The sequence below is a fragment of the Rhodococcus sp. WB9 genome (assembly GCF_007558985.1).
GTDB classification, from domain to species: Bacteria; Actinomycetota; Actinomycetes; order Mycobacteriales; family Mycobacteriaceae; genus Rhodococcus_F; species Rhodococcus_F opacus.
Map to the genome: position 1 here is coordinate 3,012,388 of NZ_CP041769.1, position 24,637 is coordinate 3,037,024.

Below are 24,637 nucleotides of genomic sequence, written 5' to 3' on the forward strand. Positions count from 1 at the left end.
GGCGCGGCGTCAGGCGGTTCTATTCGGTGCCCGGTCCGACGTTGCGGCTGTTGCGGGTGCGCAGGTCGCGCACATAGTCGGAGGGGGCCCCGGCGATCTCTGCGGCGTCGGCCATCACCCCGAGGTAGCGAGCGGACGGCAGGCCGCCCTCGTACGCGTCGAGCACGTACAACCAGGCGAGAACGGGTTCGCCATCGGTGTCCACGCGGACGCGGATCTTGCGGTGGATGCCGAGTTCGGAGCCCTCCCATCGGTCGAGGCTGACCTCGTCCTCCTCGGGGACGTCGTAGAGCACGACGAACACCTTGGAATCGGGGTCCTCGACCACGGTGGCGAGTGCGCCCTCCCAGCCGATGTCCCCGCCACTGAACGTCAGTCGCCAGCCGTGCAGCCAGCCCGTCCCAGCCATCGGCGAGTGTGGGCAGCGCTGCAACATCTGCTCGGGATGCATGTTGGACCCGTAGGCGGCATAGATCGACACGGCGGCAAGCCTAAACGGTGGCTAGTAATCTGTTGCATGCAGTGCACGACACGCCGCGCTGCGATCGCAGGAAGAGCCGGCCGGAGACCCCGGTCGACAGTTGAATTGGAGGACAGATGACCCGAATCGTGATCATTGGTGGCGGGCCTGCCGGATACGAGGCAGCGCTGGTGGCCGCACAGCACGGCGCCTCCGTCTCCTTGATCGATTCGGACGGGGTGGGCGGCGCCTGCGTTCTGTTCGACTGTGTGCCGTCGAAGACCTTCATCGCCTCCACCGGCGTGCGCACCGACATGCGGCGCGCCACCGACCTGGGCATTGCGCTCGATCCCGAGCAGGCCACGGTCGCGCTGCCGCAGATCCACGCCCGCGTGAAGAGCCTCGCGCAGGCGCAGTCCTCCGACATCCGCACCCGCCTCCAGACGGTGGGTGTCGAACTGCTGTCGGGCACCGCCGAGATCGCCGACCCGCGACTGGGCATGGCGTCCCACCAGGTGTGTGCCACCCTCGAGAACGGCGAGAAGAAGACACTCGACGCGGACGTCGTCCTGATCGCCACGGGCGCGAGCCCCCGGGTGATCCCCGGGGCGGAGCCGGACGGCGAGCGCATCCTGACGTGGCGCGACCTCTACGACCTCGAGGAGCTGCCCACGCACCTCGTCGTCGTCGGTTCCGGTGTGACCGGTGCCGAGTTCGTGTCCGCCTACACCGAGATGGGCGTCAAGGTCACGCTGGTGTCCAGCCGCGACCGCGTCCTGCCCGGTGAGGACGCCGACGCTGCCCTCGTGCTCGAGGACGTCCTCGCCGAGCGTGGCGTCACCCTGGTCAAGCACGCCAGGGCCGATGCCGTGAAGCGCACCGAGGACGGCATCGTCGTCGTGCTCGCCGACGGCCGGACGGTCGAGGGCAGCCACGCCCTGATGACCGTCGGTTCGGTTCCCAACACCCAGGGTCTCGGACTGGAGAAGGTCGGCATCGAGCTCGACAAGGGCGGATACCTGCGCGTGGACCGGGTGTCGCGGACGCCGGTGTCCGGGATCTACGCGGCGGGTGACTGCACCGGCCTGCTGCCGCTGGCGTCCGTCGCCGCCATGCAGGGCCGCATCGCGATGTACCACGCGCTCGGTGAGGGCGTGAGCCCCATCAAGCTGAAGACCGTGGCCTCGGCCGTGTTCACCCGCCCCGAGATCGCCACCGTGGGCGTCAGCCAGGCCGCGATCGACGACGGCGAGGTGCCGGCGCGCACCGTCATGCTCCCGCTCAACACCAACCCGCGCGCCAAGATGTCCGGACTGCGCCGGGGCTTCGTGAAGATCTTCTGCCGTCCGGCCACCGGTGTGGTCATCGGCGGCGTCGTGGTGGCCCCCAACGGCTCGGAACTGATCCTGCCGATCGCGATCGCCGTGCAGAACAACCTCACCGTCAACGATCTTGCCGCGACGTTCTCGGTGTACCCGTCGTTGACGGGTTCGATCACCGAGGCGGCACGCCAGCTGATGCGGCACGACGACCTGGACTGATCCCGAATTGTGGGATATGCATTTCACATAGTGGCTCCTCCGGTGAGATAGTCGGGGCACGGTTCGAAATCATCGACCCGTGCCTCGGCGCTCTCCCGCCCCGCAGACCCAGGACGGACAGGGTGTTCCTCACCTGACCCCTGCTTTGACGTGCCTCCTGGGAGTCGACATGCCGCAATCACTTGCCCGCCGCATGGATGGTTTGCACAGCTCCGCCATCCGTGATCTTCTCACCCTCGCCGCCCGGCCCGACGTGGTCAGCCTCGCAGGCGGGCTACCCGACCCCGAATTCATTCCGCGCGAACGGATCCGGAAGGAAGCCGAACTCGCGCTCGCGGACCCGGCCTCCGTCCAGTACGGCGAGACCACCGGGTTGCGCCGGCTCCGCGACGTGCTCGCCGCCCGGGAGGGCGCGAAGATCGGCCGGCCGCTCGGCGCCGCCGACGTCGTCGTCACCCACGGCTCGCAGCAGGCGCTGAGCCTTCTCGCGCAGGTGCTGCTCGATCCCGGCGACGTCGTGATCGTCGAGGAACCCGCCTACACCGGAGCGCTACAGGTGTTCCGGGCCGCGGAGGCCGACGTCCGGTCCGTCGCACTCGCCGCCGACGGGATGGACACCGCCGCCCTGCAGGGCATGCTCGAGGACGGACTGCGGCCCACCGTGGTCCACACGGTGAGCAACTTCCACAACCCTCGCGGCGTCGTCCTGGCGCCCGGCCGCCGGGAACACCTGGCCGCACTGGCGGACCGTTACGGCTTCTGGGTGATCGAGGACGACCCGTACGGTGAACTCTTCTTCGACGGGCCACCGCCCGCACCCGTCGCCGCGTTGTCGGACCGGGTGATCCGGCTGTCCAGTGCGTCGAAGATCCTGGCGCCTGCACTGCGGGTCGGGTGGCTGCACGGCGACCGGCGGGTGTGCGAGGCCGTCGAGCTGCTGAAGCAGGGCGCGGACCTCTGCGGTTCGTCGCTGACGCACCAGATCGCCGCCGGACTGCTGTCGGACGAGCCGTGGCTGGGCCTGCATCTGGAGATGCTGCGCGCCCGCTACGGGTCCCGGGCCCGGGCGCTCGCGGACGGCGTCACCTCGACGTTCGGCGACCGCGCCCGCGTGTCGTCGGCGGCGGGCGGGATGTTCTGCTGGACCGAGCTCACGGACGCGGACATCGACACGGCGGCACTGCTGCAGACCGCCGTGGACCACGGTGTCGCCTTCGTCCCCGGATCGGCTTTCGGCGTCGCCGCGGAGCACCGGAGCGCTCTGCGGCTGTGCTTCGCGACCTGTTCGGAGGACGTGCTGACGGGTGCTGCGGCGAGACTCGGCGACGCGTACGCCGATCACGCCCAGTCGTAGGTCCGTTCGACCGCCTTGTTCCACTCCGCGTAGAGCCGGGTGGACTCGGCCTCGTCCATCGCGGGTTCCCACGTCTTGTCGACGGCCCAGTTCGCGCGGATGTCGTCCTCACTCTCCCAGAAGCCGACGGCCAGCCCGGCGGCGTACGCGGCGCCCAGAGCCGTCGTCTCGTTGACGACGGGACGGATGACGGGCACGGCGAGAATGTCCGACTGGAACTGCATGAGGGTCTCGTTGACGACCATGCCGCCGTCCACCTTGAGGGAGGCGAGTTCGACGCCCGAATCGGCGCGCATCGCCTCGATCACCTCGCGGGTCTGATATGCGGTGGCCTCCAGGGCGGCCCTGGCGAGATGGCCCTTGTTCACGAACCGGGTGAGGCCGACGATGGCCCCGCGGGCGTCGGGCCGCCAGCGCGGTGCGAACAGTCCGGAGAACGCGGGCACGAAGTAGGCGCCGCCGTTGTCGTCGACCGACTTGGCCAGATCCTCGATGTCCTTGGCGGACTCGATGATTCCCAGATTGTCGCGCAGCCACTGCACCAGTGATCCGGTGACGGCCACCGACCCCTCGAGGGCGTAGACGGCCGGCGCGTCACCGATCTTGTAGCAGACAGTGGTGAGGAGTCCGTGCTTGCTGTGCACGGGTGTGGTCCCCGTGTTGAGCAGCAGGAAGTTCCCCGTTCCGTACGTGTTCTTCGCTTCGCCCTCCGACAGGCAGGCCTGCCCGAACGTGGCGGCCTGCTGGTCGCCGAGGATTCCGGCCACCGGCACGCCGGGCAGCGTCCCGTGCGGGCGTCCGACGCCGTAGACCTCCGACGAACTGCGGATCTCGGGCAGCATCGACATCGGGATGCCGAAATCGGCACATATCTCCGGATCCCAGTCGAGGGTCTCGAGATTCATCAACAAGGTGCGGGAGGCGTTGGTGACATCCGTCACGTGGGTGCCCTCGGTGATGTGCCACAGAATCCAGCTGTCGATGGTGCCGAAGCAGAGCTCGCCCGCGTCCGCCTTCTCCCGTGCGCCGTCGACGTTGTCGAGAATCCACCGGACCTTCGGCCCCGAGAAATACGTGGACAGCGGCAGGCCGGTGCGCTTCCGGTACCGGCCCGGGCCCTCGTCGCCGCCGAGTTGCGTGCACAGTTCGTCGGTGCGCGTGTCCTGCCAGACGATGGCGTTGTACACGGGTTCTCCGGTGTTCCGGTCCCACACGACCGTCGTCTCCCGCTGATTGGTGATGCCGATCGCGGCGATGTCGCGTTTGGTGAGATCGGCCTTCGCGAGCGCGGACGCCACCACTTCACGGGTGTTGATCCACAGCTGGGTCGGATCGTGCTCCACCCAGCCTGCGCGCGGAAAGAACTGCTCGTGTTCCTTCTGGGCGACGCTGACCACGGCGCCGTCGTGATCGAAGATCATGCAGCGGCTGGAGGTGGTGCCCTGGTCTATCGCGGCGATGTACTGAATCACACGCATGAAGCTACTAGCCTGGCAGAGAATCCGTCGTCATCTCACAGGAGCCCGAGTTGAGTAGTCAGCCAGGTGTGCAGTTCCTCGGTCCCCGGCAGCGTGATGCCGCATGGGACAAGCTGCAGACCGAACAGTTCGACGTCGTCGTGATCGGCGGTGGTGTGGTGGGAGCCGGTGCGGCCCTCGATGCGGCCACCCGCGGGCTGAAGGTGGCGCTGGTCGAGGCACGCGATTACGCGTCCGGGACGTCGAGTCGCTCGTCGAAGATGTTCCACGGCGGTCTGCGCTATCTCGAGCAACTCGAGTTCGGACTGGTCCGGGAGGCACTCCGGGAGCGTGAGCTGTCGCTGACCACCCTCGCGCCGCACCTGGTGAAGCCGCTCAAGTTCCTGTTCCCGATCACCCACCGCGTGTGGGAGCGGCCGTACATGGCGGCGGGCATCTTCCTCTACGACCGGATGGGCGGCGCCAAATCGGTTCCGGCGCAGAAACATCTGACGCGCGCGGGTGCGCTGCGGATGGCGCCGGGGCTCAAGCGGAACTCGCTGACCGGCGGCATCCAGTACTACGACACCGTCGTCGACGACGCCCGTCACACCATGACCGTCGCCCGCACCGCCGCTCACTACGGGGCGGTCGTGCGCACGTCCACGCAGGTGGTCGGATTCCTCCGGGAGGCGGACCGGGTCTCCGGAGTGCGCGTCCGGGACTGCGAGGACGGCCGCACCGCGGACGTGAAGGCGCACGTCGTCATCAACGCCACGGGGGTGTGGACCGACGAGATCCAGGCGCTGTCGCGGCAACGCGGCCGGTTCCGCGTCCGCGCGTCCAAGGGCGTCCACATCGTGGTGCCGCGCGATCGGATCGTCAGCGACGCCGCGATCATCCTCCGCACCGAGAAGTCGGTGCTGTTCGTGATCCCGTGGGGCAGCCACTGGATCATCGGCACCACCGACACGGACTGGAATCTCGACCTCGCACACCCGGCGGCCACCAAGGCCGACATCGACTACATCCTCGGTCACGTCAACAAGGTGCTGGTGACGTCGCTGACCCACGACGACATCGACGGCGTCTACGCGGGCCTGCGTCCGCTGCTCGCGGGAGAGAGCGACGAGACGTCGAAACTCTCGCGGGAACACGCCGTCGCGCGGGTGGCGCCGGGCCTGGTCGCCATCGCGGGCGGCAAGTACACCACCTACCGGGTGATGGCAGAGGACGCCGTGGATCTCGCCGCCGACGACATTCCCGCGCGGATGGCGCCGTCCATCACGGAGAAGGTGCCGCTCGTCGGCGCGGACGGTTATTTCGCGCTGGTCAATCAGACCGTTCACCTCGGCCAGATGTACGGCCTTCACCCGTACCGCGTGAAGCATCTGCTGGACCGGTACGGTTCGCTGATCGACGAGGTGCTCGATCAGGCGAGCGGGAAACCGGAACTACTCCAGCCGATCACGGACGCACCGGCCTACCTGCAGGTCGAGGTCGTGTATGCGGCGGCGGCCGAGGGCGCCCTCCATCTCGATGACATCCTCGCCCGGCGCACGCGCATCGCCATCGAGTACTCGCATCGGGGTGTGAACTGCGCCGAGCAGGTGGCGCAACTGGTGGCCCCCGTCCTCGGCTGGGACGCCGACGCCGTCGACCGTGAGGTGAAGACGTATCAGGCGCGGGTGGAGGCGGAGGTGCAGTCGCAGGCCCAGCCGGACGACCTGTCGGCCGACGCGTTGCGGGCGGCGGCGCCCGAGTCGCGGGTCGAACTGCTCGAACCACCGGTCAGTGTGTCAGAAATACCTTGATGACCACGATGATCGTCGCGATCACGGCGAGGCCGAACGCGGCGAGGTGCGTGCCGTTCGTGACCCTTTCGCGGCGGAGGCGGCTGATCACGTAACTGATCGACCCGATACGGGCGATCATCACGATCTCGGCGGTCAATTGCGCGGTTCGCGGTTCCAGCCAGCCCAGCAGGGCCGTGCCGAGGATCACGGCAGGCACCACCGCGGACGTCAGGACGGGGACACTGTCCCGTAGTTCCCGTAGGCGTTCGGTGCTGGACAGTGATCTGCCCAGCCGGAGCGTCTGGCCTACCGACTCGGCGAACACGTGGGCGAGAAACGTGGACAGCGCGGCACCGACGACGATGGCGATGCCCAGGGTCTCCTGGGATTTGGTGACCGGGATGAGCGCGGCGAGCACCAGGATGTTGCCGTAGATGTAGGCGCTGATGCGGCTCGCCGCATGGTCGGGCGACAGCGGCTCGTCGCTGATCAGCGGCGGGCGGTTCAAGAGCCTCGGAAGGTCCCAGTCCATCCTTCGAGCATTCCACGATCTCGTCGGTCAGCGGGTGTGGACGAGCGATTTCGGGGCGTGGGCGGTGACGATTCCCGACAGAGCCATGACGACGAGGGCTGCGACAGCGATGTATTGCATGTGACCGAGCATCGTCCCGGAACCCGTGAGCGGTGTGGGCGTTGTCTGTGAGCTCCCTGGGAACTCAAACCTTCGGGCTGTAGTGCTGGGGGTCGTCGCGCCGGCCGAGCGGTGGAAGATTGCGTCGGGGTGTGTGGACGAGCGGAGCGTGCGCGGGGGCGCGTCCGGTCTCGCGGTCCCAGCCTGCGCGGGCGCGCGGGTGGTAGCGGTAGCGCCAGGGCACGAGCCGGAAGACGGCGCCCACGGCGCGGCCGGCGAGGGTGTGCAGGCGCTCGTCGCGTGTGGTCCAGCGGTAGCCGAGGAGGTCGCGGACCGGTTGGTCGTACATGCCGACCGTCAGCCACACGAAGCCCTTCGTCACCGGGATACGGAGGATCGCCCAGATCGGGTCGGGTAGCCACGACAGGAACGGGGGAATGCCGAGACCGGACAGGTCGAGGACGTCGCGGGTGGCCTTGTTGTCCTCGAGGACGTTGCGGCACATGTGATCCCAGTACTCCTGGAACGCCTCCCAGGTTTCCGGGACGGGGCGCATGCTCATTCCATACAGGCGGTACCACTGGATGTGCTCGGTGAACAGCCGGCTCTTCTGGTCTTCGGTGAGGCCACCCATGAAGTGGTCGCCCGTGAGGATGGTGCCCATGAAGAACGTGGCGTGCGCCCAGTAGAACGTGTCGGGGTCGAGGGCGTGGTACCTGCGGCCGTGTTTGTCGATTCCCTTGATGTTGTCGTGATACCCCCGCACCTGCTCGGCGGTCTGCTGAGCACGGTCGCCGTCGAAGACGACGCCGCCGATCGGGTACAGCGACCGGTAGAGCCGCTCCCATCGCTCGTCGAAGAAGCGGGAATGTTCCTCGACGCCCGCGCCGAGTCCGGGATGCATGTTCTGCATCGACCCGGCCCAGACGCCCTGCAGCATTCCGCGCCAGTCGCCGAAATACTTCCAGGTCAACGAGTCGGGGCCGAGGGGGACGGGAGCGGAGGCCGGGACGGGCGTACCGTCCGGGTTCAAGTGACTACGCACGTTGTCAGACTAGGATCTGACAACACACGTAGTCAAGGATCGGAGCGAGAAAAGTGACGCTGGAGGACCGGCGGGAAGCACGGCGGAATTCGCTACTCCGCGCGGGCGTCGCGCTGCTCGGAGCCCCGGACGGGCCCGCGGTGAACGTGCGCGCGGTCTGCCGCGCCGCGTCGCTGACCGAACGGTACTTCTACGAGTCGTTCCAGGACCGGGACGAATTCGTGCGCTCGGTCTACACCGCAGTGGGTGACGAGGCGCAGGCCGCTCTCGCGGAGGCGGTCGCGTCCACCGAGACCGCGCGGGAGCGCGCCGAGGCAGCCGTGGACGCGTTCGTGAAACTCATGGTCGACGATCCCGCCATGGGCCGCGTGCTGCTGCTCGCACCGCTGTCGGAACCCGCGCTGAGCAGGCGGGGCATCGACCTGATGCCCGGCTTCGTCGCACTCGTGCACGACCAGCTGTCCGCCGTCGACGACGAGGTGGAGAAACAGCTCGTCGCGGTCGGTGTCGTGGGCGCGCTCACGACGCTGTTCATCGGATATCTCGACGGAACTGTTGCCGCGTCGCGCGAGCAATTCGTCGCTCATTGCGTCACTCTGGTGGTGGAGGCAAACAAGGCCGGCCACGAGTGAGGTGCGCATGCCGTTCCAGGTATCCGTGGACGATCCGACTCGCCCGCAACCCGAGCTTCGGGTACTCGATCGTAAGTTCTTCCAACTCGTCGGCGAGTTCGTCTACGTCCACGGCGACACGGTGGTGACGGTGCCCGGTTGCGCCCCGATGCCGTGCCTTCTCCGCACGGATCTGGCATCGATCCCCGCGCCGCTGCAAGGCCTGCTCACCCCGTACGGCCGGCAGCTGCTTCCGGCGATCATGCACGACGACCTCTGCAAACGTGCGAGCGCGCAGGGACCCGCGGGAAACACGCTGCGACGGCACGCGGACGAACTGTTCCGGCTCGCCCTGCTCGACGAGGGCGTCGGACCGTTCCGCAGCCGCATCTTCTGGGTCGGCGTCGAGGTCGGCCGGTTCTGGACGTTCACCGAAGTCGCCCGGTTCCTGCTCATCGCGCACCAGGTGCTCGGGATGCTGTGCTGGGTAGTGGGCGTGCCGGGGGCGTTGGCGACCGCGCACTTCGGCCTGGCCGCGCTCTTTCTCGTGCTTCCGGTCGTGCTGTCGCTGTTGTGGCGCAGAGACTTTCCCGTCGCCCTGCTCGGGTGCCTTCTCCTGCCCGTCATCGCGCCGACGTATTTGCTGACGATCGCCACGGCCGCGGTGCTGTGGGTGCCGGACGGTGCCGCGTGGTTGTTCGGCCGCAGACGGACTCGCAGACCGCCGCCGCTCGGACCGCCGACCACCGTCCTTCGCTAATCCACCATCGGCGGCTGACAGTACGTGCAGAAGAAGATCTGCTGCTGACCGAGGTCGTGGCCTTCGATCACCGTCCCGCAACGGCGGCAACGCTTTCCGGCACGCCCGTACACCCACGGCCGATGGCGGACGGAGTTGTTCTTGTCGATGTGAATCATGCGATGCGCGAGCGTGACCAGCGCGGGCAGGTCGGCCACGCCGCTCGACGGAGTGTAGGGATGGACGCCGCGGAGGAAGCAGACCTCGTTGCGGTACACGTTGCCGAGACCGGCCAGGTTGCGCTGGTCGACCAGGGCGAGACCGATGGGCTGGTCACCGGCCGCCCGCAGGTTGCGGATCGCCGTGTCGGCGTCCCAGTCCGGTCCCAGCAGATCCGGGCCGAGGTGGCCGACCGCGGACTCCTCGTCGTCACGCCCCAGGATCTCGGTGATGCCGAGCGAGAATCCGACCGCCACCCTGTCATCGGTGGCGAGCACGATCCGGGCCTGGTGCGTGGGACGGCGCCACTTCGTGTCGGGCGCGTAGACGTGCCACGCGCCTTCCATCTTCAGATGCGTGTGGATCGAGTAGTCGCCGACCCGGATGAGAAGGTGCTTCCCGCGGCTGACCACCTCGTCGACGAGCCGGCCGGACAGGTCGACGGTGGCGTACCGGGGGACCCGCACGTCGCATCGGGTCAGCACCTTGCCCGCGAGGGCGTCGCGAAGCGAGTTGGCGGTGCGCCAGACGGTGTCGCCTTCGGGCATCTCAGGCTCGCAACCGGAATCCGCGGGGGGTGGGCGAGAAACCGGCCTCGGTCAGGATCGGCGCGAAGTCGCTGCCGTGGATGGTGTCGCCGTCGACCTTCTCGACGACGATCTTGTCGATCCCGCCGCGCTTGACCACACCGGCGAGCGTGACCGCCGCGGTGCGGAGCACGCCGGGGTCGTCGGTGAAGGTGAGGATCGTGCGCCCGCCGCGTTCGACGAACAGGATCAGTTCACCCTCCACGAGCACCACCAGACCGCCGGCCTTGCGTCCCGGCCGGTGCGCGGGCGCGTCGTCGCCGCGCTTCGGCCAGGGGAGGGCCGCACCGTATGGGTTGGCGGGATCGCTGGCGGCGAGAGTCACAGCGGGCAGAGTGGTGTGCCTGCCCTCGAGCGAGTCGGCGTAGCTCCGGAGTCGGTCCACCACGGGCGGGGTGGAGAACTGTGCACCGCCGAGCGACTCGACGAAATGTCCTCGCCGGCAGCGGCCGTTGTCCTCGAACGTGCCCAGCACCTTGTACATCAGCGCGAATCCGCCGGGAACGTTCTCGGTCATCACGGACCCGCGCGTCACCACCCCGTACCGCTCCAGGAGCAGTTCGGCCGTGGCGCTGGCACGCAGCGTGGCATCGGATTCGGCGGCGGGGAGGATCGACCACCTTCCCCCGACCGTGGGCGGTGCGGTGCGCACCGGGACCGTCAGGCTGCGGTACGCGCGGGCGCGTGGGGGTCGTCGCGGCGACCGGTGGCTCGTGGTGGTCCTGGACGTGTCCGACAGCAGGGCACGCACCGGGGCGAGCGTGTCGTTGCCGATGTGGCCCAGCCACACCAGATCCCACAATGCGGTGGCCAGCGCGGTGTCGTCGGACATCTCGAGGGTGTCCGCGAGTTGCCGGAAGAAGTACGCGCCGCCGCCGGACAGCGTGTCGAGCACCCGGCGCTGGACATCGGACAGATCCGATTCCGCGGGTGTGGTCAGCGTGAGCGGTGCGGTGTCGGCGGGGTGGAGGCACACCCACCCGTCCTTGCCGGAGATGCTGCCCGCGCCCGACCACAGGACCTCGCCGGTGGAAGTGAGTTCGTCGAGCATGGCGGGGGAGTAGTCGGCCACCCGGGACGGCAGGATCAGTGACTCGAGTGCCGAGGCGGGCACCGGGACGCCGGCAAGCTGTTCCACCACGGTCGCGACGCCGTCGATGCCGCGCAGCGTGCCCCCCACGTGCTGCCAGCCCGGGAGGAAGCGGCCGAGCGTCGCGGTGCTGACCGGTTCCACCTCCTGCCGCGCCGCGGCCAGCGAGCGCCTGCGGAGTCGGCGGAGAACCTCGGCGTCGCACCATTCGCTTCCCGTCGCGCCGGGGCGGAACTCGCCCTCGACCACCCGCTTGCCCTGCGCGAGTCGCTGCAGCACGTCACGGGCCACCGCGGAACCGAGCCCGAAACGGGCGGCGGCGTCGGTGATCGTGAATGGACCGTGGGTGCGGGCGTACCGGCTGATCAGGTCGGCCAGCGGATCGTCGACGGGTTCGATGAACGCGGCGGGAACACCGATGGGTAGCGGCACCCCGAGCCCGTCGCGCAGGCGGGCAGCATCCTCGATGGCCGTCCACCATTCGTGACCGGCGAAGGAGACGGCGAGCGCCCGCTTCGCGCGGACGAGTTCGTCGAGCCAGGGGGTGGGATCGCTGGTCGACCGTGCGGCGACCTCGTCGGAGGTGAGCGGACCCAGGAGGCGCAGCAGGTCGGCGACGCCTTCGAGATCTTTCGCCTTGCGGTCGGGAAGCAGGCGCTGGAGTTCGAGTTCGGCGTGGGCGATGACGTCGGCGTCGAGCAGTTCGCGCAGTTCCACCCTGCCGAGCAGTTCCGCGAGCAGCGTCGAGTCCAGGGACAGCGCCGCCGCCCGGCGTTCGGCGAGCGGGCTGTCGCCCTCGTACATGAACTCGCCGACGTAGTTGAACAGCAGGGCGCCGGCGAACGGCGACGGCGACTGCGTCTCCACCTCGACGATGCGGATCTGGCGACGCGCGAGCCTGCGGAGCAGGTCCTTCAGCGCCGGTAGGTCGTACACGTCCTGCAGGCACTCGCGGACGGTCTCGAGCAGGATCGGGAACGTCGGATACCGGCGAGCCACGTCGAGCAGCTGGGCGGACCGCTGCCGCTGCTGCCAGAGCGGTGCGCGCTTTCCGGGGTTGCGGCGCGGCAGCAGCAGCGCCCGGGCCGCGCACTCACGGAACCGGGACGCGAACAGTGCCGAACCGCCGACCTGTTCGGTGACGATGTCCTCGATCTCGTCGGTGTCGAAGACGAACAGGTCGGCGCCGGGCGGGGTGTCCTCGGTGTCGGGAAGACGCACGATGATGCCGTCGTCGGAGGCCGCCGCGTTCGAGTCGAGGCCGTACCGCTCGCTCAGCCGCGCACTCACGGCCAGCGCCCACGGAGCGTGAACACGCTGGCCGTACGGCGAATGCAGGATCAGTCGCCAGTCGCCGAGCTCGTCACGGAATCGTTCGACCACCAGGGTGCGGTCGGTGGGGACCTGCCCGGTGGCGGTCTTCTGCTCGGCGACGAGCTGAACGAGATTGTTCGTGGCGTTCTCGTCGAGCCCGCCGGTGCGGCAGCGTTCCTGCACCTCGATCTCGTGCCCGAGAGAGATCTCCCGAAGGAACTGCCCCAGCGCCTCGCCCAGTTCCGCCGGCCGGCCCAGGCCGTCACCGTGCCAGAACGGCAGCCGCCCCGGCTGCCCGTAGGCGGGGCTGACCAGCACCCGGTCGAACGTGATCTCCTCGATCCGCCAGCTGGTGGCCCCGAGCGCGAAGACGTCGCCGACCCGCGATTCGTACACCATCTCCTCGTCGAGTTCGCCGACGCGGGACGCCTTCTCACCGACCATGTAGACCGTGAACAGACCGCGGTCGGGGATGGCGCCGCCCGAGGTGACCGCCAGCCGCTGCGCGCCGGGGCGTCCGGTGAGCGTATGGGCCTCGCGGTCCCAGACGAGGCGGGGCCTGAGCTCGGCGAACTCGTCGGACGGGTAGAGGCCGGCGAGAAGGTCGAGGGTGGACTCGTACGCCGAGCGGGGCAGCGTCGCGAAGGAACCGCTACGCCGGACCGTCTCGAACCAGTCGTCCACGTCGAGCGGCTCGAGCGCGGTGGCCGCCACCGTGTGCTGGGCGAGGATGTCGAGCGGGTTGGCGGGGACGGCGAGCGCCTCGATCTTCCCGGTGACCATGCGCTCGACGGTGACCGCGCAGTGCACGAGATCGGTGCGGTGCTTCGGGAACACGACACCCCGCGAGATCTCCCCGACCTGGTGTCCGGCGCGGCCGACTCGCTGCAGACCGTTCGCCACCGACGGTGGTGCCTCGACCTGGATCACCAGATCGACCGCGCCCATGTCGATTCCGAGTTCGAGGCTGCTCGTCGCGACCACGCACCGCAGCCGCCCCGACTTCAGATCGTCCTCGATCAGGGCCCGCTGGTCCTTGCTGACCGACCCGTGGTGGGCGCGGGCGAGGAGGGGGTCCGCGCCGAAATTGACCTCGGACGGCGTGCCGATCTGCGAGGCCGGTTTCGGGTTCTTGTCGACGGCGGTCCCGGCGCGTTCGGCGTAGATCTCGTTGAGCCGAGCCGTCAGGCGCTCGGCGAGGCGCCGCGAGTTGGCGAACACGATGGACGACCGGTGCGCCAGGACGAGGTCGACGATCTGTTCCTCGACGTGCGGCCAGATCGACCCCGCCTGCGGGGTCGCCGACGCCGAACCCTCGGCGGGTTCGGCGAGGCCGAGTTCGGTCATGTCCTCGACCGGCACCTGCACGGTGAGGTCGAACGTCTTCGGCGACGGCGGCGCGACGATCCGGATGGGCGCCGAACCGGACAGGAACCGGCCCACCTCCTCGTGCGGGCGCACCGTCGCCGACAGCCCGATGCGCTGCGCCGGGGTGGCGAGAAGCTGGTCGAGACGTTCGAGCGACAGGGCCAGGTGGGCGCCGCGCTTGGTGCCTGCCACTGCGTGCACCTCGTCGACGATGACGGTGTCGACCTGGGTCAGCGTCTCACGCGCGGCGGACGTGAGCATGAGGAACAGCGACTCGGGGGTGGTGATGAGGATGTCGGGCGGATTCTTGATCAGGGCGCGCCGGTCACCTGCCGGTGTGTCGCCGGAGCGGACCCCCACCGAGATCTCCGGCGGGGAGAGCCCGAGCCGCTTGGCTGTCTGCGTGATCCCGACGAGCGGGGCGCGCAGGTTGCGTTCGACGTCGACACCCAGGGCCTTGAGCGGGGAAATGTAGAGGACCCTGGTCTTGCGGTCCGTTCCGTCCGTGGCGGCGAGTTGGTCGAGGGACCACAGGAACGCGGACAGCGTCTTGCCCGAACCGGTCGGGGCCACGACGAGCGTGTGCGCGCGGCTGGCGATCGACTCCCACGCACCGAGCTGCGCGGCCGTCGGCGCCGGGAAGGCGCCGTCGAACCACTCGCGGGTGGCAGCGGAAAACCGGCCCAGGACGTCGCTCACCGTTCCATAGTGCACCGGGGGTGTGACAGGCAGCGGGAACATACCGTGCGGTCTCTGGAATCCAGTTCGGCGAACGTGTCGGTGGGGCGCAGTATTACTCGCACATGAGTTCGATCAGGGGTTGGCGGCAGATCAGGTGAGGGAACACCTGGTGCGTTGGACGATGCCGTATCAGACCTGCTCGACGCAGACCTCAGTGCTGTGTCGGATTCTGATGTGGTGCTGATCATGCAGCAGCTCGAGAAGTCCCTCCGCCGCGCCGGTGAAGTCTCGCTGCGGCTGATCGTCGAGAGTGTCGAACGCTCGTTACCCGCGGCGCTCGGTTGCAACTCGCCGAACAAGCTCCTGGTCGAGGTGCTGCGCGTGTCGGCAGCAGACGCGTCGGCACGGGTGGCGGCCGCCCGCGACCTCGGTCTGTTTCATACAGCTTCGGGCGAGCAGATGGAGGCAGCGCTGCCGGAAACCGCCTCCGCGCAACGGGATGGCGACATCGGTGCCGACCATGCACGCGTAATCCGGAAGATCATGCGAAAGATCCCGCATGCGGTCACCAACGCCGACGTCGCATTGGCGGAGTCGATTCTGGCGCAGTGTGCGAGAGAAGGTACACCCGAAGATGTCGAGAGTGCCGGCCACCGCCTCCTCGCTCATCTCGATCCCGACGGAAACCTGGGTGACGATCGTGATCGCTCCCGGCGGCGTGGTGTTTCGCTGGGCCGTCAAGATTCCGAACTGATGTCGAAGATCTGCGGTGAGCTCGACCCCACAGCGCGCGCTCTGCTCGACCCGATCCTCGCGAAATGGGCTCGCCTCGGCATGAACAACCCGGACGACCCGGAGTCACCGTCTGGCGACGCCGACAATCCGTCGATCGACCGTGAAGAAGTGGTGGCGGCGGCAGCGCGTGACACTCGCACTGCTGCGCAGAGAAACCACGACGCCCTCAGCGCGATATTCCGGGTCATGCTGGAATCCGGGATCCTTGGCCGGCATCGGGGTCTGCCCGTCACGGTGATCATCACCATGACCCTCGACCGACTCGAGAATGCGGCAGGCGGCGTGACCACCACGGCCACCGGCGGACTCCTTCCCCTCGGCGAAGCGCTGAAGCTCGCCGAACGCGCCCACCCGGTGCTCGTCGTGTTCGACCACGACGGCCGGCCCCTGCATCTGGGACGGCGCCGACGAGTGGCGAGCGCGGACCAACGCCTCGCACTCATCGCCGCCGAAGGCGGAGGCACACGACCTGGTTGCGCGGCCCCGGCCAGCATGTGCGCGGTGCACCCCCTGCAGGAGTGGGGCAACGGCGGATACACCGACAGCGCACCGAATGGATTCCACCACCGCACATCGACCCGGACAGAAACCCGCGAATCAATCACTGACATCACGCCGGTGAGCTGATCGCCCGCGCTCGCCGGAAAGCCCGCGACCGGGCATGTGCCGAGGACGGTGTGCCCTAGCTGTGCGCCGCCCCTCACACTGTCGTGAGTTTCGCCGTCGCCGGAGCGAACGACGGCGACGGCAACTCGACGGTTGCGGGCTCGTGCTCGGAGATCACCACGTAGGCGCCCACAGCGAGTAGCGCCAGAGCAACTGCGCGGATCAACTTGAACACGTTGTCTCGCTTCGGTCGAAGGGGCGGTGCGCCACGGGGGTAGCCGTCAGACAGTAGACGAGGGCACCGACAGCTACGGTGGAGTAATGACTGCTGCAGGGGACAGCCGCGAACTCGACCGACTCCGGGAGGCCGCACAAGCCCGCCTCGAGAAGGGGGTGGGGGACGGAAAGCTGACATTGGAGGAGTATTCGGAGCAAGCCGCGATCGTCTGGTCCCGCGACGTCGGCGTCGAAGGTCTTCGGCGGCTGGTCCCCGTCGAAGCTCCGGCGGCGCCGGTGTTGCGACCTCAGTCCACCATCGTCGGAATCTTCGGCGGCACCAAGCGTTCCGGCCGCTGGTCGCTCGCCGTCAAGACACTGGCCCTGCTCGTGTTCGGGGACGTGAAGCTCGACCTCCGGTCGGCCGTGATCGGCGCCCGCACGTCGACGATCACGCTCGTCACACTGTTCGGCGACAGCACGATCACCGTTCCGGAGGGCGTGCACGTCGAGGTGGGTGGTTTCGACCTCTTCGGCGACCGCGAACTCGAGGCCGGTGCACAGGATCCCGGGCCCGCAGCCCCGACGATCCGCATCGTGTCGTACTCGCTGTTCGGTGACCTGAGGGTCCGCACCCGCTAGTCGCGGCTGAGGCGCTCCAGCAACGCCGACTTGATCGCCGGACGTCCCGCTGCGACGAGCGTGAAGGTGGCTTCACGCATGAGGCGTTCGGCGGTGTTCCCGGCGAGCAGCGACGAGCTGCCCTTCGCCGTGACGAGGGCGGTGGCGGTGCGGATGGCGAGTTCCGAAGCGCGGGCCCGTGCTTCGGCGATCTCGGCGCGGCCTTCGAGCGCCGCGTTCAGGTCGAGTCGTGCGCGTGCGGCCTGCTCTTCGAACGGGTCCGCGTCGACGCCGAGAGCCTCCAGTTCGCTGATCGCCCGGCGGGTGATTCCCATCGCCATGCACCCGTTGATCCACGACCCGAACAGCTGGCTCTTCGCGAAGTCGTCGGGGGAGACGACGGCACTTACCAGATCGCGTGGCACGGCGAGCCCGTCGAATGTCAACCGGACCGTGTTGGACCCGCGGGCCGCGATCAGCGGGAGTTCCTCGGCGGTGAGTCCCCGAAGCGGTTGCGCGGGAATGATGACGTGCACGATGGAGTCGTCGAATTCGTCGCGCGCCGACACCTGGAGCAGATCGACGATGCCCCAGCCTGTGACGAACGGCGACACCCCGTCGAGCACGTAGCCGTCGTCGACGCTGCGTGCCCACAGGGTGGGCGGGACGGGAATCGCTCCGGCCAGGGCGACACCGGCCCGGACGGTGCCGTCGATGAGCCCGTCGAGGTAGCGACCCTGCAGGGACGTGTTCGGCGAATCGGCGAGACCGGCGACGACGCCGTGATGCTGCATCCACGTGAACGCCGTCGCGAGGCAGCCACCGCACAACGTCTCGATCACGTCGACCAGCACCGACGGCGTCACACCTTCTTCGCCCGGTGCCGCGAGTCCGTAGAAGCCGTCGGCGGCGAGAGTCTCGAAGTGACTGTCGGGAACCTCGCCGTCGGCATCGACGCTGTCGGCCACCGGGAACAACACGTTCTCGGCAATCTCACGCGCCATCTCGGTCCAGTTGCTCACGCCCCGAGAGTAGCCGGTCGACGCCGCCGATCAGGTGAACTCCACCCCCTGCGCGAGCGGGAGTCGATCGGAGTAGTTGACGGTGTTCGTCGCGCGGCGCATGTAGGCCTTCCATGCGTCGGATCCGGACTCGCGTCCGCCGCCCGTCTCTTTCTCGCCGCCGAACGCCCCGCCGATCTCCGCACCCGAGGTGCCGATGTTGACGTTCGCGATGCCGCAGTCGGAACCGTCTGCCGCGAGGAACCTCTCGGCCTCACGCTGATCGGTGGTGAAGATCGACGACGAAAGCCCTTGGGGCACTTCGTTGTGCAACGCGATCGCCTGGTCGAAGTCGTCGTAGGTGAGGACGTAGAGGATCGGTGCGAACGTCTCCTCCTGCACCACCGACGTCTGCGCGGGCATCCGGACGAGGGCGGGCGAGACGTAGTAGGCGGAGTCGCTGCCACCGCTGCGTTCGCCGCCGCAGACAACGGTCCCGCCGTCGGCGCGGGCCTTGTCCAACGCGGTCTGCATGGCCTCGAACGCGGAGCGGTTCACCAACGGACCGACGAGGACACCGTCGTCGAACGGGTTCCCGACCTTCAACTGGCCGTACGCCGAAGAGATGCGCTGCACCAGCTCGTCGGCGACGGAGGAGTGCACGATCAGCCGCCGCAGGGACGTGCAGCGCTGGCCCGCGGTGCCCGCGGCGGAGAAGACGATTCCCCGCACGGCCAGATCGAGATCGGCGGACGGGGCCACCACCGCTGCGTTGTTGCCGCCCAGCTCGAGTAGGCATTTGCCGAAGCGCGCGGCGACGCGCGGACCCACGGCGCGACCCATCCGCACCGACCCGGTGGCGCTGACCAGGGCCACGCGTGCGTCGTCGACGAGACGCTCGCCGACGTCCCCCGCGCCCTGGACCAGGGCGTGGATCCCGGCGGGTGCACCGACGTCGCGGGCAGCGCGCGCCAGCAGCGCATCACAGGCGATCGCGGTGAGCGGAGTCCGATCCGACGGCTTCCACACCACCGTGTCGCCGCAGACCAGCGCGACGGCGGTATTCCACGACCACACCGCCACGGGGAAATTGAACGCCGAGATCACCCCGACGACTCCCAGTGGGTGCCACGTCTCCATCAGCCGGTGTCCCGGACGTTCCGAGGCCATCGTCCTGCCGTACAACTGGCGTGACAGACCGACCGCGAATTCGCAGATGTCGATCATCTCTTGCACTTCGCCCTGCGCCTCGGACGGAATCTTGCCCGCCTCGAGGGTGACCAGTTCCGCCAGGTCCGTCTTGTGTTCCGTCAGAAGCTGACCCAGGCGGCGCACCACCGCGCCGCGTTGGGGGGCGGGAACGGTACGCCACTCGAGGAAGGCGTCGTGCGCTGAGGTGATCGCCCGGTCCACGTCTTCCGTGCTGCTCGCGGTCACCGTGCGCAGTTCGGTCCCGGTGATCGGGGTTCGCGCGACGAGCGGTCCACCGGCGTCGGTGATTTCGGCGCCGCACCGGATCAGTGCTTCCTCGGCGCGTCGGCACAACTCCTCGGGGGCGGGAAGGTTCACGATGCTGTCCTCTCTCGGGTTCGATCCTGCTGCTGTCGGTAGAGCGTGAACGGGTCGTGCACGGGCCGGCTGAGGGTCTCGGCGAGCCACGGTAGGTGGTCGGGGCCGGAGTCCACCGCCACCGGGAGGTAGTCCTCGTAGAGAATGGGCTCCGCGACGTCTTCCTCGCCGGAGAGTCGGTGGCTGAAGTACGCCAGCCCGCTCGCCTCGAATTCGGCTTCAGTCCGCGGAAACTCGCGTTCCCAGCGGGCGGAGTCGGCGTCCGCCAGACGGTCGCACAGTTCCCGTCCCTCGGGTGTCAGTGCGATGCCGCGCGACTCCGCAACGACGACTCCGCGTGGTTCGCCGGCGGCGCGGAACGACGCCTGCCGCTGAAGTACGTCCGGGCCGCCCCATGCGGGCGGTCCCTGGATGCGGCCGATCATCGTGAGGCCGCGGCGCGCCGCACGCAGGCACAGGTCGTCGAGGTCGAAGACCCGTGGCGCCAGATGGACGACGCGGACGCTCGTGCGCCCACCGATGTCGGCGGCGACGGGGGAGATACGTTCGAACTCGGCGTGCCAGGACCGGTCGGCCGCGGTGTCCGGCGATGCGAAGGCCGTGGCCGCCAGCGCGACGAACCGCTCCGCCGTCGGCGCCGTCAGCCCGCCTTCCTCGGTCGCGAGCGCGGCCAGGTGCAGCACCTCCGTGGGAAACACCGTGCGCGCGGCGAGAACGTTCTCGAGGCGGCGCTGCCGGTCGCAGTCGAAGAACCGGCGATCGGCGGTGGTGAGCATCGACGTGAACATCCCGAACGGGTTGCGGGCCAGTTCGATCGGATCGACGGGACGAAACGCCGTCGAGACGACGGGCGCGGGTGCGGGCGCGTCGCGCAGGTCGTAGCAGCCGACGGGGTGCATTCCGAAGCCCGCGAACAGGATGGCCGCCTGGCGCAGCTCCGTGGGTCCACCGAGCCTGATCGCGCCGCGGCGTTCGGATGTGATCCGGGCCAGGCCGCCACGGCGTTCGGCGTCGGCAGGGTGTCGCGCCGCGAAGTCCGCGTTGACCGCACCGGCCACCTCGGCCAGTGTGTCGTATGCGGGCACCTCCCGGCCGTACGTCGCGGCCAGTGCCCGGGCAAAGCGGGCGCGGAGCTCCCACGTTTCAACCATGATGCACCTCCGCTGGGCTAGCCTGCGCTGGTGGTGGAATCTTTTCGTAGCGACGCACCCCATACTCCTCTCGACGACATCGATCGGGTACTGATGCAGGAGTTGGTGGCCGACGGCCGGGCGACTCTGGCGACACTCGCCGAGAAGGCGGGGCTGTCGATCTCTGCCGTGCAGTCCAGGGTGCGCAGGCTCGAGGCCCGCAAAGTGATCCGCGGGTACACCGCGAAGATCGATCCGGATGCGCTCGGGCACGGTCTGTCCGCATTCGTCGCGATCACTCCTCTCGATCCGTCGCAGCCCGACGATGCACCCGCCCGGTTGCGGAACCTCCCCGCAATCGAAGCGTGCCACTCGGTCGCGGGGGAGGAGAGCTACGTGCTGCTGGTGCGCGTCGCTTCCCCACGGGAGCTGGAACACCTGCTGCAGGAGATCCGTGCCACCGCCAACGTACACACGCGCAGCACCATCATCTTGCAAACATTTTACGACAGATGAGCTCTGTTCCGTATATGTTGCCGAATCGTCGCCGGTTCACAGGAATTTTGACGTAATCTCTCGGTATGAGCACAGCGATTCGATTTACCGGAGATGGGGGCGAGCTGCCGGCGAGCCAGGTGCACGACGTGCTGCGCGAGCGCATTCTGGTCGACGGTTTCGACCTGGTGCTCGACCTGGAACGCTCACGCGGTACGCATCTCGTCGACCAGCGCGATGGCACCAGCTACCTGGACATGTTCGGATTCTTCGCCTCGTCCGCGCTGGGGATGAACCACCCGGAACTGGCGGACGACGACGCCTTTCGCCGGGAACTGGCGGCGGCGGCGATCAACAAGCCGAGCAATTCCGACATCTACACCGTCCCGATGGCACGGTTCGTCGAGACGTTCGCCCGGGTGCTGGGCGATCCCGCACTGCCGCATCTCTTCTTCATCGACGGGGGCGCACTCGCCGTCGAGAACGCTCTGAAGGTGGCGTTCGACTGGAAGAGCAGGCTCAACGAGAGCCGCGGCCTCGACCCGGCGCTCGGCACGAAGGTGCTCCATCTGACCGAGGCGTTCCACGGGCGCAGTGGATACACGATGTCGCTCACCAATACCGAGCCCGGCAAGGTGGCGAGGTACCCCAAGTTCGACTGGCCGCGCATCGACTCCCCGTACCTCGCGGACGGGCGGGACGTCGTCGAGGCCGAGCGTCACGCACTGGACCAGGCGCGGCGCGCGTTCGCCGAGAACCCCTCGGATGTGGCGTGTTTCATCGCCGAGCCGATCCAGGGAGAGGGGGGAGACCACCACTTCCGCCCGGAATTCTTCCGGGGGATGGAGGCGCTCTGCCGTGAGAACGACGCGCTCTTCATTCTCGACGAGGTGCAGACCGGGTGCGGTCTCACCGGCACTGCCTGGGCGTACCAGCAATTGGGAGTGCATCCGGACGTCGTCGCGTTCGGCAAGAAGACTCAGGTCTGCGGCATCATGGCCGGCGGCCGGGTGGACGACATCCCCGACAACGTGTTCGCCGTCAGCTCGCGGATCAACTCCACCTGGGGTGGCAACCTCACCGACATGGTGCGGTCCCGCCGGATCCTCGAGATCATCGAGGAGGACCGGCTCGTCGACCGGGCCCGGATGACCGGGGCGCATCTCCTCGAACGACTGCGGGAACTCGCACGCGCGAATCCCGACGTGACCGAGCCGCGGGGACGCGGCCTCATGTGCGCGATCACCCTCCCCACTCCGCAGCGGCGGGACCGCGTCGTCGCCGACCTCAGGGACCGGGAGCGGGTGCTGATCCTGCCGACCGGCAAGCGCGGGATCAGGTTCCGTCCACCCCTGACGGTGACGACCGCGGAACTCGACGCCGCCGTGGATGCACTGGCCCGAGTGCTGGGCGGTACCGTCGACGCATGACGCCGATACCGATCACGTCCGTGCCCAATCTGCGAGACGTCGGTGGCTACCGAACCCGGGACGGCGCGAAAGTGCGCACCGGCGTGTACTTCCGTTCGACCGATCTCAGCCGTATCGCGGACACGGACATGCCGCTGCTCGACGGCCTCGGGATCCGGACGGTGTACGACCTGCGCACGGCGGACGAGCGCGACGCGGCGCCCGACAAACTGCCGGACGGCGCTCGCGCGGTGGTGTTGGACGTGCTCGCCGACAAGGGGATCCGGTCTATCCCCGCGCAGATGCTCCAGGTGATCGCCGATCCGATGATCGCCGAACGGGAACTCGGCGGCGGACGCGCGATCGAGTACTTCGAGGGCAGCTACCGCGACTTCGTCGTGATGCCGAGCGCGGTGTCGTCCTACCGGGAGTTGTTCGGCGACCTGGCCTCGAACGGCAACACGCCTGTCCTCGTGCACTGCACCACCGGCAAGGACCGGACGGGATGGGCCACGGCCGCGCTGCTGCTTCTCCTCGGAGTCGGTGAGGACGACGTGTTCCACGACTACCTGCTGACCAACGAACTCCTGCTTCCGTCGTTCGCGGGCGTGTTCGAGAAGTTCGTCGACGCGGGTGGAGATCCGGCGCTGCTCGAGCCCGTGCTCGGAGTCCGTCAGCAGTACCTGGAGGTGTCCCTGGCCACCATGCGCGAGCAGTACGGGACCGTCGAACGGTACTTCTCCGACGGACTCGGCCTCGACGCCGGCGTTCAGACTCTGCTGCGGGAGCGCATGATCGCGGACTGAGCGGACAACCCGATCGCCACACCCACCATGTCGGCGCAGAGATCCCAGACCGATCCGTGCCGGCCGATCGGCAGCACGCCCTGCAGTATTTCGGTGATCACCGCGAACGCCGCGAGCCAGAGCACGGTGATCCGTGGTGTCAGGAGCGCGTACCGGGAGGCGGCGGCCAGCGCAGCGAACAGCAGTGCGTGCACCACCTTGTCGGCATGTTCGGGACCCGACGGCGTCGCGGACGCAGGGGACAGGAGCATGACCAGTGCCAGCACGGTGAGGGCCGCCACCGGAACGGATCGCATAGTCACCGCCGGACCGTGAACCCCAGTGCGCCCTCGGCAAACCGTTGCACCGCATCCGATCCGCTCGCCAGCGCGTCCTCGTGGCCGGTCCGCGCCCAGCCGGTGAGGGTCGCGGACTCCCCGGACGGGGTGAGGCCCACCTCGGCGAGCAGTTCGCCGGTGTTGGGCTGGCAGATCGCCCACGAATAGTGCTCGTCGCTCAGCCACTGCGCCGTACGGCGGGCGACGTACTCGGGTTCGGCGATTCCACCGTCCGCGAGCGCCGGGCGATCGTCGACCCGTTCGTCGGCGCGCAGCGCGCGCAGGTACCAGCCACCCGCATTGACCTCGACAGGTTCCATGTCAACGGTCCCGGTCGCGGCGGCGATCGCGACCGTGGCGGTCGTCGCGGGTGCCGAACAGGATGGCGCCGGCGGCAGGGATCATCAGGAAGAACAACCAGCTGTTGTCGACCGGGACGACGAAGAACAGCACGAGGGCGACGAGCGGGATCACCGACATCACGATGCGACGCCAGTTCTGGTCGTTGTCGGTGGCGGCCGATTCGGCCTTGGCGGGCGCGCCGACCGTGGTCGCGGGGAGGTCGGTGAACACTCGGTCGAGCTCGCCGCGAGTGGTGGCATTCGTGACCGCGAGACTGCGCTCGTCGAACTCGGGGACCGTCAAACGGCCCGCCGCGAAATGTTCGCTCAGCAAGTTCAGGGCCTGCTCACGTTCGGCAGTGCCGATACGGATCTCGGGAACGTCAGACATGCGTACAGACTACTGTGAGTCCTTCTCGACCCCGGGGGCCGAGAAGG

Annotated in this window: 23 protein-coding genes; 10 read left to right on the forward strand and 13 right to left on the reverse strand. The window is 68.5% G+C overall.

All coding sequences use genetic code 11. From position 1 onward, the window contains the following. Positions 1-19: 19 nt before the first annotated feature. Complete coding sequence (locus tag FND50_RS13850; protein WP_005256966.1) at positions 20-481, reverse strand: gamma-glutamylcyclotransferase; 462 nt, start codon at positions 479-481, stop codon at positions 20-22. Positions 482-597: 116 nt separating this feature from the next. Here FND50_RS13850 and FND50_RS13855 point away from each other — a divergent pair, with 116 nt between their 5' ends. Continuing rightward, positions 598-2,001: an NAD(P)H-quinone dehydrogenase gene (locus FND50_RS13855; RefSeq protein WP_005256965.1), complete on the forward strand. Its 1,404-nt coding sequence runs from the start codon at positions 598-600 to the stop codon at positions 1,999-2,001. 169 nt (positions 2,002-2,170) lie between these two features. After that, positions 2,171-3,355 carry a PLP-dependent aminotransferase family protein gene (locus FND50_RS13860; RefSeq protein WP_144286130.1) on the forward strand — a complete coding sequence of 395 codons (1,185 nt, stop codon included), beginning with the start codon at positions 2,171-2,173 and terminating at the stop codon, positions 3,353-3,355. Here FND50_RS13860 and glpK read toward each other — a convergent pair. After that, on the reverse strand, positions 3,340-4,833 hold the full coding sequence (gene glpK, locus FND50_RS13865) for a glycerol kinase GlpK (RefSeq protein WP_065490398.1): 1,494 nt from the start codon (positions 4,831-4,833) through the stop codon (positions 3,340-3,342). The genes FND50_RS13860 and glpK overlap by 16 nt on opposite strands. 50 nt (positions 4,834-4,883) lie before the next feature. Here glpK and glpD point away from each other — a divergent pair, with 50 nt between their 5' ends. Then, positions 4,884-6,626, forward strand: a complete 1,743-nt coding sequence (glpD, locus tag FND50_RS13870; RefSeq protein ID WP_005239930.1) for a glycerol-3-phosphate dehydrogenase — start codon at positions 4,884-4,886, stop codon at positions 6,624-6,626. Here glpD and FND50_RS13875 read toward each other — a convergent pair. Both FND50_RS13875 and FND50_RS13880 read right to left on the reverse strand, forming a co-directional pair. Beyond that, on the reverse strand, positions 6,604-7,140 hold the full coding sequence (locus FND50_RS13875; protein ID WP_005256959.1) for a hypothetical protein: 537 nt from the start codon (positions 7,138-7,140) through the stop codon (positions 6,604-6,606). The genes glpD and FND50_RS13875 overlap by 23 nt on opposite strands. Positions 7,141-7,324: 184 nt before the next feature. Then, a complete protein-coding gene (locus FND50_RS13880) occupies positions 7,325-8,284 on the reverse strand; it encodes an oxygenase MpaB family protein (RefSeq protein WP_144286131.1) in 960 nt (319 codons plus the stop codon). Positions 8,285-8,337: 53 nt separating this feature from the next. Here FND50_RS13880 and FND50_RS13885 point away from each other — a divergent pair, with 53 nt between their 5' ends. Then, entirely contained in the window at positions 8,338-8,916 is a 579-nt protein-coding gene (locus FND50_RS13885) for a TetR/AcrR family transcriptional regulator (RefSeq protein ID WP_144286132.1), read from the forward strand. Positions 8,917-8,923: 7 nt separating this feature from the next. Further along, on the forward strand, positions 8,924-9,655 hold the full coding sequence (locus FND50_RS13890; protein ID WP_144286133.1) for a DUF1353 domain-containing protein: 732 nt from the start codon (positions 8,924-8,926) through the stop codon (positions 9,653-9,655). Here the strand turns inward: FND50_RS13890 and FND50_RS13895 are convergent. Then, positions 9,652-10,401 (reverse strand): DNA-formamidopyrimidine glycosylase family protein, encoded by a 750-nt coding sequence (locus tag FND50_RS13895; protein ID WP_005256955.1) that lies wholly within the window; start codon positions 10,399-10,401, stop codon positions 9,652-9,654. The two genes, FND50_RS13890 and FND50_RS13895, sit on opposite strands and share 4 nt — an antisense overlap. Before the next feature lies 1 nt (position 10,402). Beyond that, positions 10,403-14,911, reverse strand: a complete 4,509-nt coding sequence (locus FND50_RS13900; protein WP_186301283.1) for an ATP-dependent helicase — start codon at positions 14,909-14,911, stop codon at positions 10,403-10,405. A 201-nt stretch (positions 14,912-15,112) separates the two neighbouring features. On the opposite strand from FND50_RS13900, the gene FND50_RS13905 reads away from it, so the two are divergent. Further along, a complete protein-coding gene (locus FND50_RS13905; protein WP_260850983.1) occupies positions 15,113-16,315 on the forward strand; it encodes a 13E12 repeat family protein in 1,203 nt (400 codons plus the stop codon). Between the two features lie 73 nt (positions 16,316-16,388). Here FND50_RS13905 and FND50_RS36100 read toward each other — a convergent pair whose 3' ends face one another. Then, complete coding sequence (locus FND50_RS36100; RefSeq protein WP_186301368.1) at positions 16,389-16,529, reverse strand: hypothetical protein; 141 nt, start codon at positions 16,527-16,529, stop codon at positions 16,389-16,391. An 86-nt stretch (positions 16,530-16,615) separates the two neighbouring features. Here FND50_RS36100 and FND50_RS13910 point away from each other — a divergent pair, with 86 nt between their 5' ends. Then, positions 16,616-17,152: a LiaF domain-containing protein gene (locus tag FND50_RS13910; RefSeq protein WP_144286135.1), complete on the forward strand. Its 537-nt coding sequence runs from the start codon at positions 16,616-16,618 to the stop codon at positions 17,150-17,152. Here the strand turns inward: FND50_RS13910 and FND50_RS13915 are convergent. Genes FND50_RS13915 through FND50_RS13925 form a run of 3 tightly spaced genes read right to left on the reverse strand, consistent with a single transcriptional unit; the run spans position 17,149 to position 20,852 of the window. Beyond that, a complete protein-coding gene (locus tag FND50_RS13915) occupies positions 17,149-18,153 on the reverse strand; it encodes an acyl-CoA dehydrogenase family protein (RefSeq protein WP_144286136.1) in 1,005 nt (334 codons plus the stop codon). The two genes, FND50_RS13910 and FND50_RS13915, sit on opposite strands and share 4 nt — an antisense overlap. A gap of 30 nt (positions 18,154-18,183) precedes the next feature. Next, positions 18,184-19,701 (reverse strand): aldehyde dehydrogenase family protein, encoded by a 1,518-nt coding sequence (locus FND50_RS13920; protein ID WP_144286137.1) that lies wholly within the window; start codon positions 19,699-19,701, stop codon positions 18,184-18,186. After that, the gene (locus tag FND50_RS13925) at positions 19,698-20,852 is read right to left on the reverse strand and encodes a 2-oxoadipate dioxygenase/decarboxylase family protein (RefSeq protein WP_144286138.1); all 1,155 of its coding nucleotides are present in this window, start codon (positions 20,850-20,852) and stop codon (positions 19,698-19,700) included. The genes FND50_RS13920 and FND50_RS13925 overlap by 4 nt, the downstream gene beginning before the upstream one ends. Positions 20,853-20,882: 30 nt before the next feature. Here FND50_RS13925 and FND50_RS13930 point away from each other — a divergent pair, with 30 nt between their 5' ends. From FND50_RS13930 to FND50_RS13940, 3 genes are all read left to right on the forward strand, one after another. Next, positions 20,883-21,347: an Lrp/AsnC family transcriptional regulator gene (locus FND50_RS13930; protein ID WP_037208656.1), complete on the forward strand. Its 465-nt coding sequence runs from the start codon at positions 20,883-20,885 to the stop codon at positions 21,345-21,347. Positions 21,348-21,412: 65 nt separating this feature from the next. Next, complete coding sequence (gene lat, locus FND50_RS13935; protein ID WP_144286139.1) at positions 21,413-22,756, forward strand: L-lysine 6-transaminase; 1,344 nt, start codon at positions 21,413-21,415, stop codon at positions 22,754-22,756. Then, complete coding sequence (locus tag FND50_RS13940; protein ID WP_144286140.1) at positions 22,753-23,541, forward strand: tyrosine-protein phosphatase; 789 nt, start codon at positions 22,753-22,755, stop codon at positions 23,539-23,541. The genes lat and FND50_RS13940 overlap by 4 nt, the downstream gene beginning before the upstream one ends. Here the strand turns inward: FND50_RS13940 and FND50_RS13945 are convergent. Genes FND50_RS13945 through FND50_RS13955 form a run of 3 tightly spaced genes read right to left on the reverse strand, consistent with a single transcriptional unit; the run spans position 23,505 to position 24,590 of the window. Then, a complete protein-coding gene (locus FND50_RS13945; RefSeq protein WP_005265520.1) occupies positions 23,505-23,837 on the reverse strand; it encodes a VanZ family protein in 333 nt (110 codons plus the stop codon). The genes FND50_RS13940 and FND50_RS13945 overlap by 37 nt on opposite strands. A gap of 2 nt (positions 23,838-23,839) precedes the next feature. Beyond that, complete coding sequence (locus FND50_RS13950) at positions 23,840-24,178, reverse strand: hypothetical protein (protein WP_005563268.1); 339 nt, start codon at positions 24,176-24,178, stop codon at positions 23,840-23,842. 1 nt (position 24,179) lies between these two features. Then, the gene (locus FND50_RS13955; RefSeq protein ID WP_144286141.1) at positions 24,180-24,590 is read right to left on the reverse strand and encodes a DUF1707 domain-containing protein; all 411 of its coding nucleotides are present in this window, start codon (positions 24,588-24,590) and stop codon (positions 24,180-24,182) included. Positions 24,591-24,637: the final 47 nt, after the last annotated feature.

Coding starts and splice junctions, on each gene's coding strand:
- FND50_RS13855 (WP_005256965.1), top strand. CDS start 598: ATGACCCGAATCGTGATCATTGGTGGCGGGCCTGCCGGATACGAGGCA.
- FND50_RS13860 (WP_144286130.1), top strand. CDS start 2,171: ATGCCGCAATCACTTGCCCGCCGCATGGATGGTTTGCACAGCTCCGCC.
- glpK (WP_065490398.1), bottom strand. CDS start 4,833: ATGCGTGTGATTCAGTACATCGCCGCGATAGACCAGGGCACCACCTCC.
- FND50_RS13875 (WP_005256959.1), bottom strand. CDS start 7,140: ATGGACTGGGACCTTCCGAGGCTCTTGAACCGCCCGCCGCTGATCAGC.
- FND50_RS13890 (WP_144286133.1), top strand. CDS start 8,924: ATGCCGTTCCAGGTATCCGTGGACGATCCGACTCGCCCGCAACCCGAG.
- FND50_RS13895 (WP_005256955.1), bottom strand. CDS start 10,401: ATGCCCGAAGGCGACACCGTCTGGCGCACCGCCAACTCGCTTCGCGAC.
- FND50_RS13910 (WP_144286135.1), top strand. CDS start 16,616: ATGACTGCTGCAGGGGACAGCCGCGAACTCGACCGACTCCGGGAGGCC.
- FND50_RS13925 (WP_144286138.1), bottom strand. CDS start 20,852: ATGGTTGAAACGTGGGAGCTCCGCGCCCGCTTTGCCCGGGCACTGGCC.
- lat (WP_144286139.1), top strand. CDS start 21,413: ATGAGCACAGCGATTCGATTTACCGGAGATGGGGGCGAGCTGCCGGCG.
- FND50_RS13940 (WP_144286140.1), top strand. CDS start 22,753: ATGACGCCGATACCGATCACGTCCGTGCCCAATCTGCGAGACGTCGGT.
- FND50_RS13945 (WP_005265520.1), bottom strand. CDS start 23,837: ATGCGATCCGTTCCGGTGGCGGCCCTCACCGTGCTGGCACTGGTCATG.
- FND50_RS13950 (WP_005563268.1), bottom strand. CDS start 24,178: ATGGAACCTGTCGAGGTCAATGCGGGTGGCTGGTACCTGCGCGCGCTG.
- FND50_RS13955 (WP_144286141.1), bottom strand. CDS start 24,590: ATGTCTGACGTTCCCGAGATCCGTATCGGCACTGCCGAACGTGAGCAG.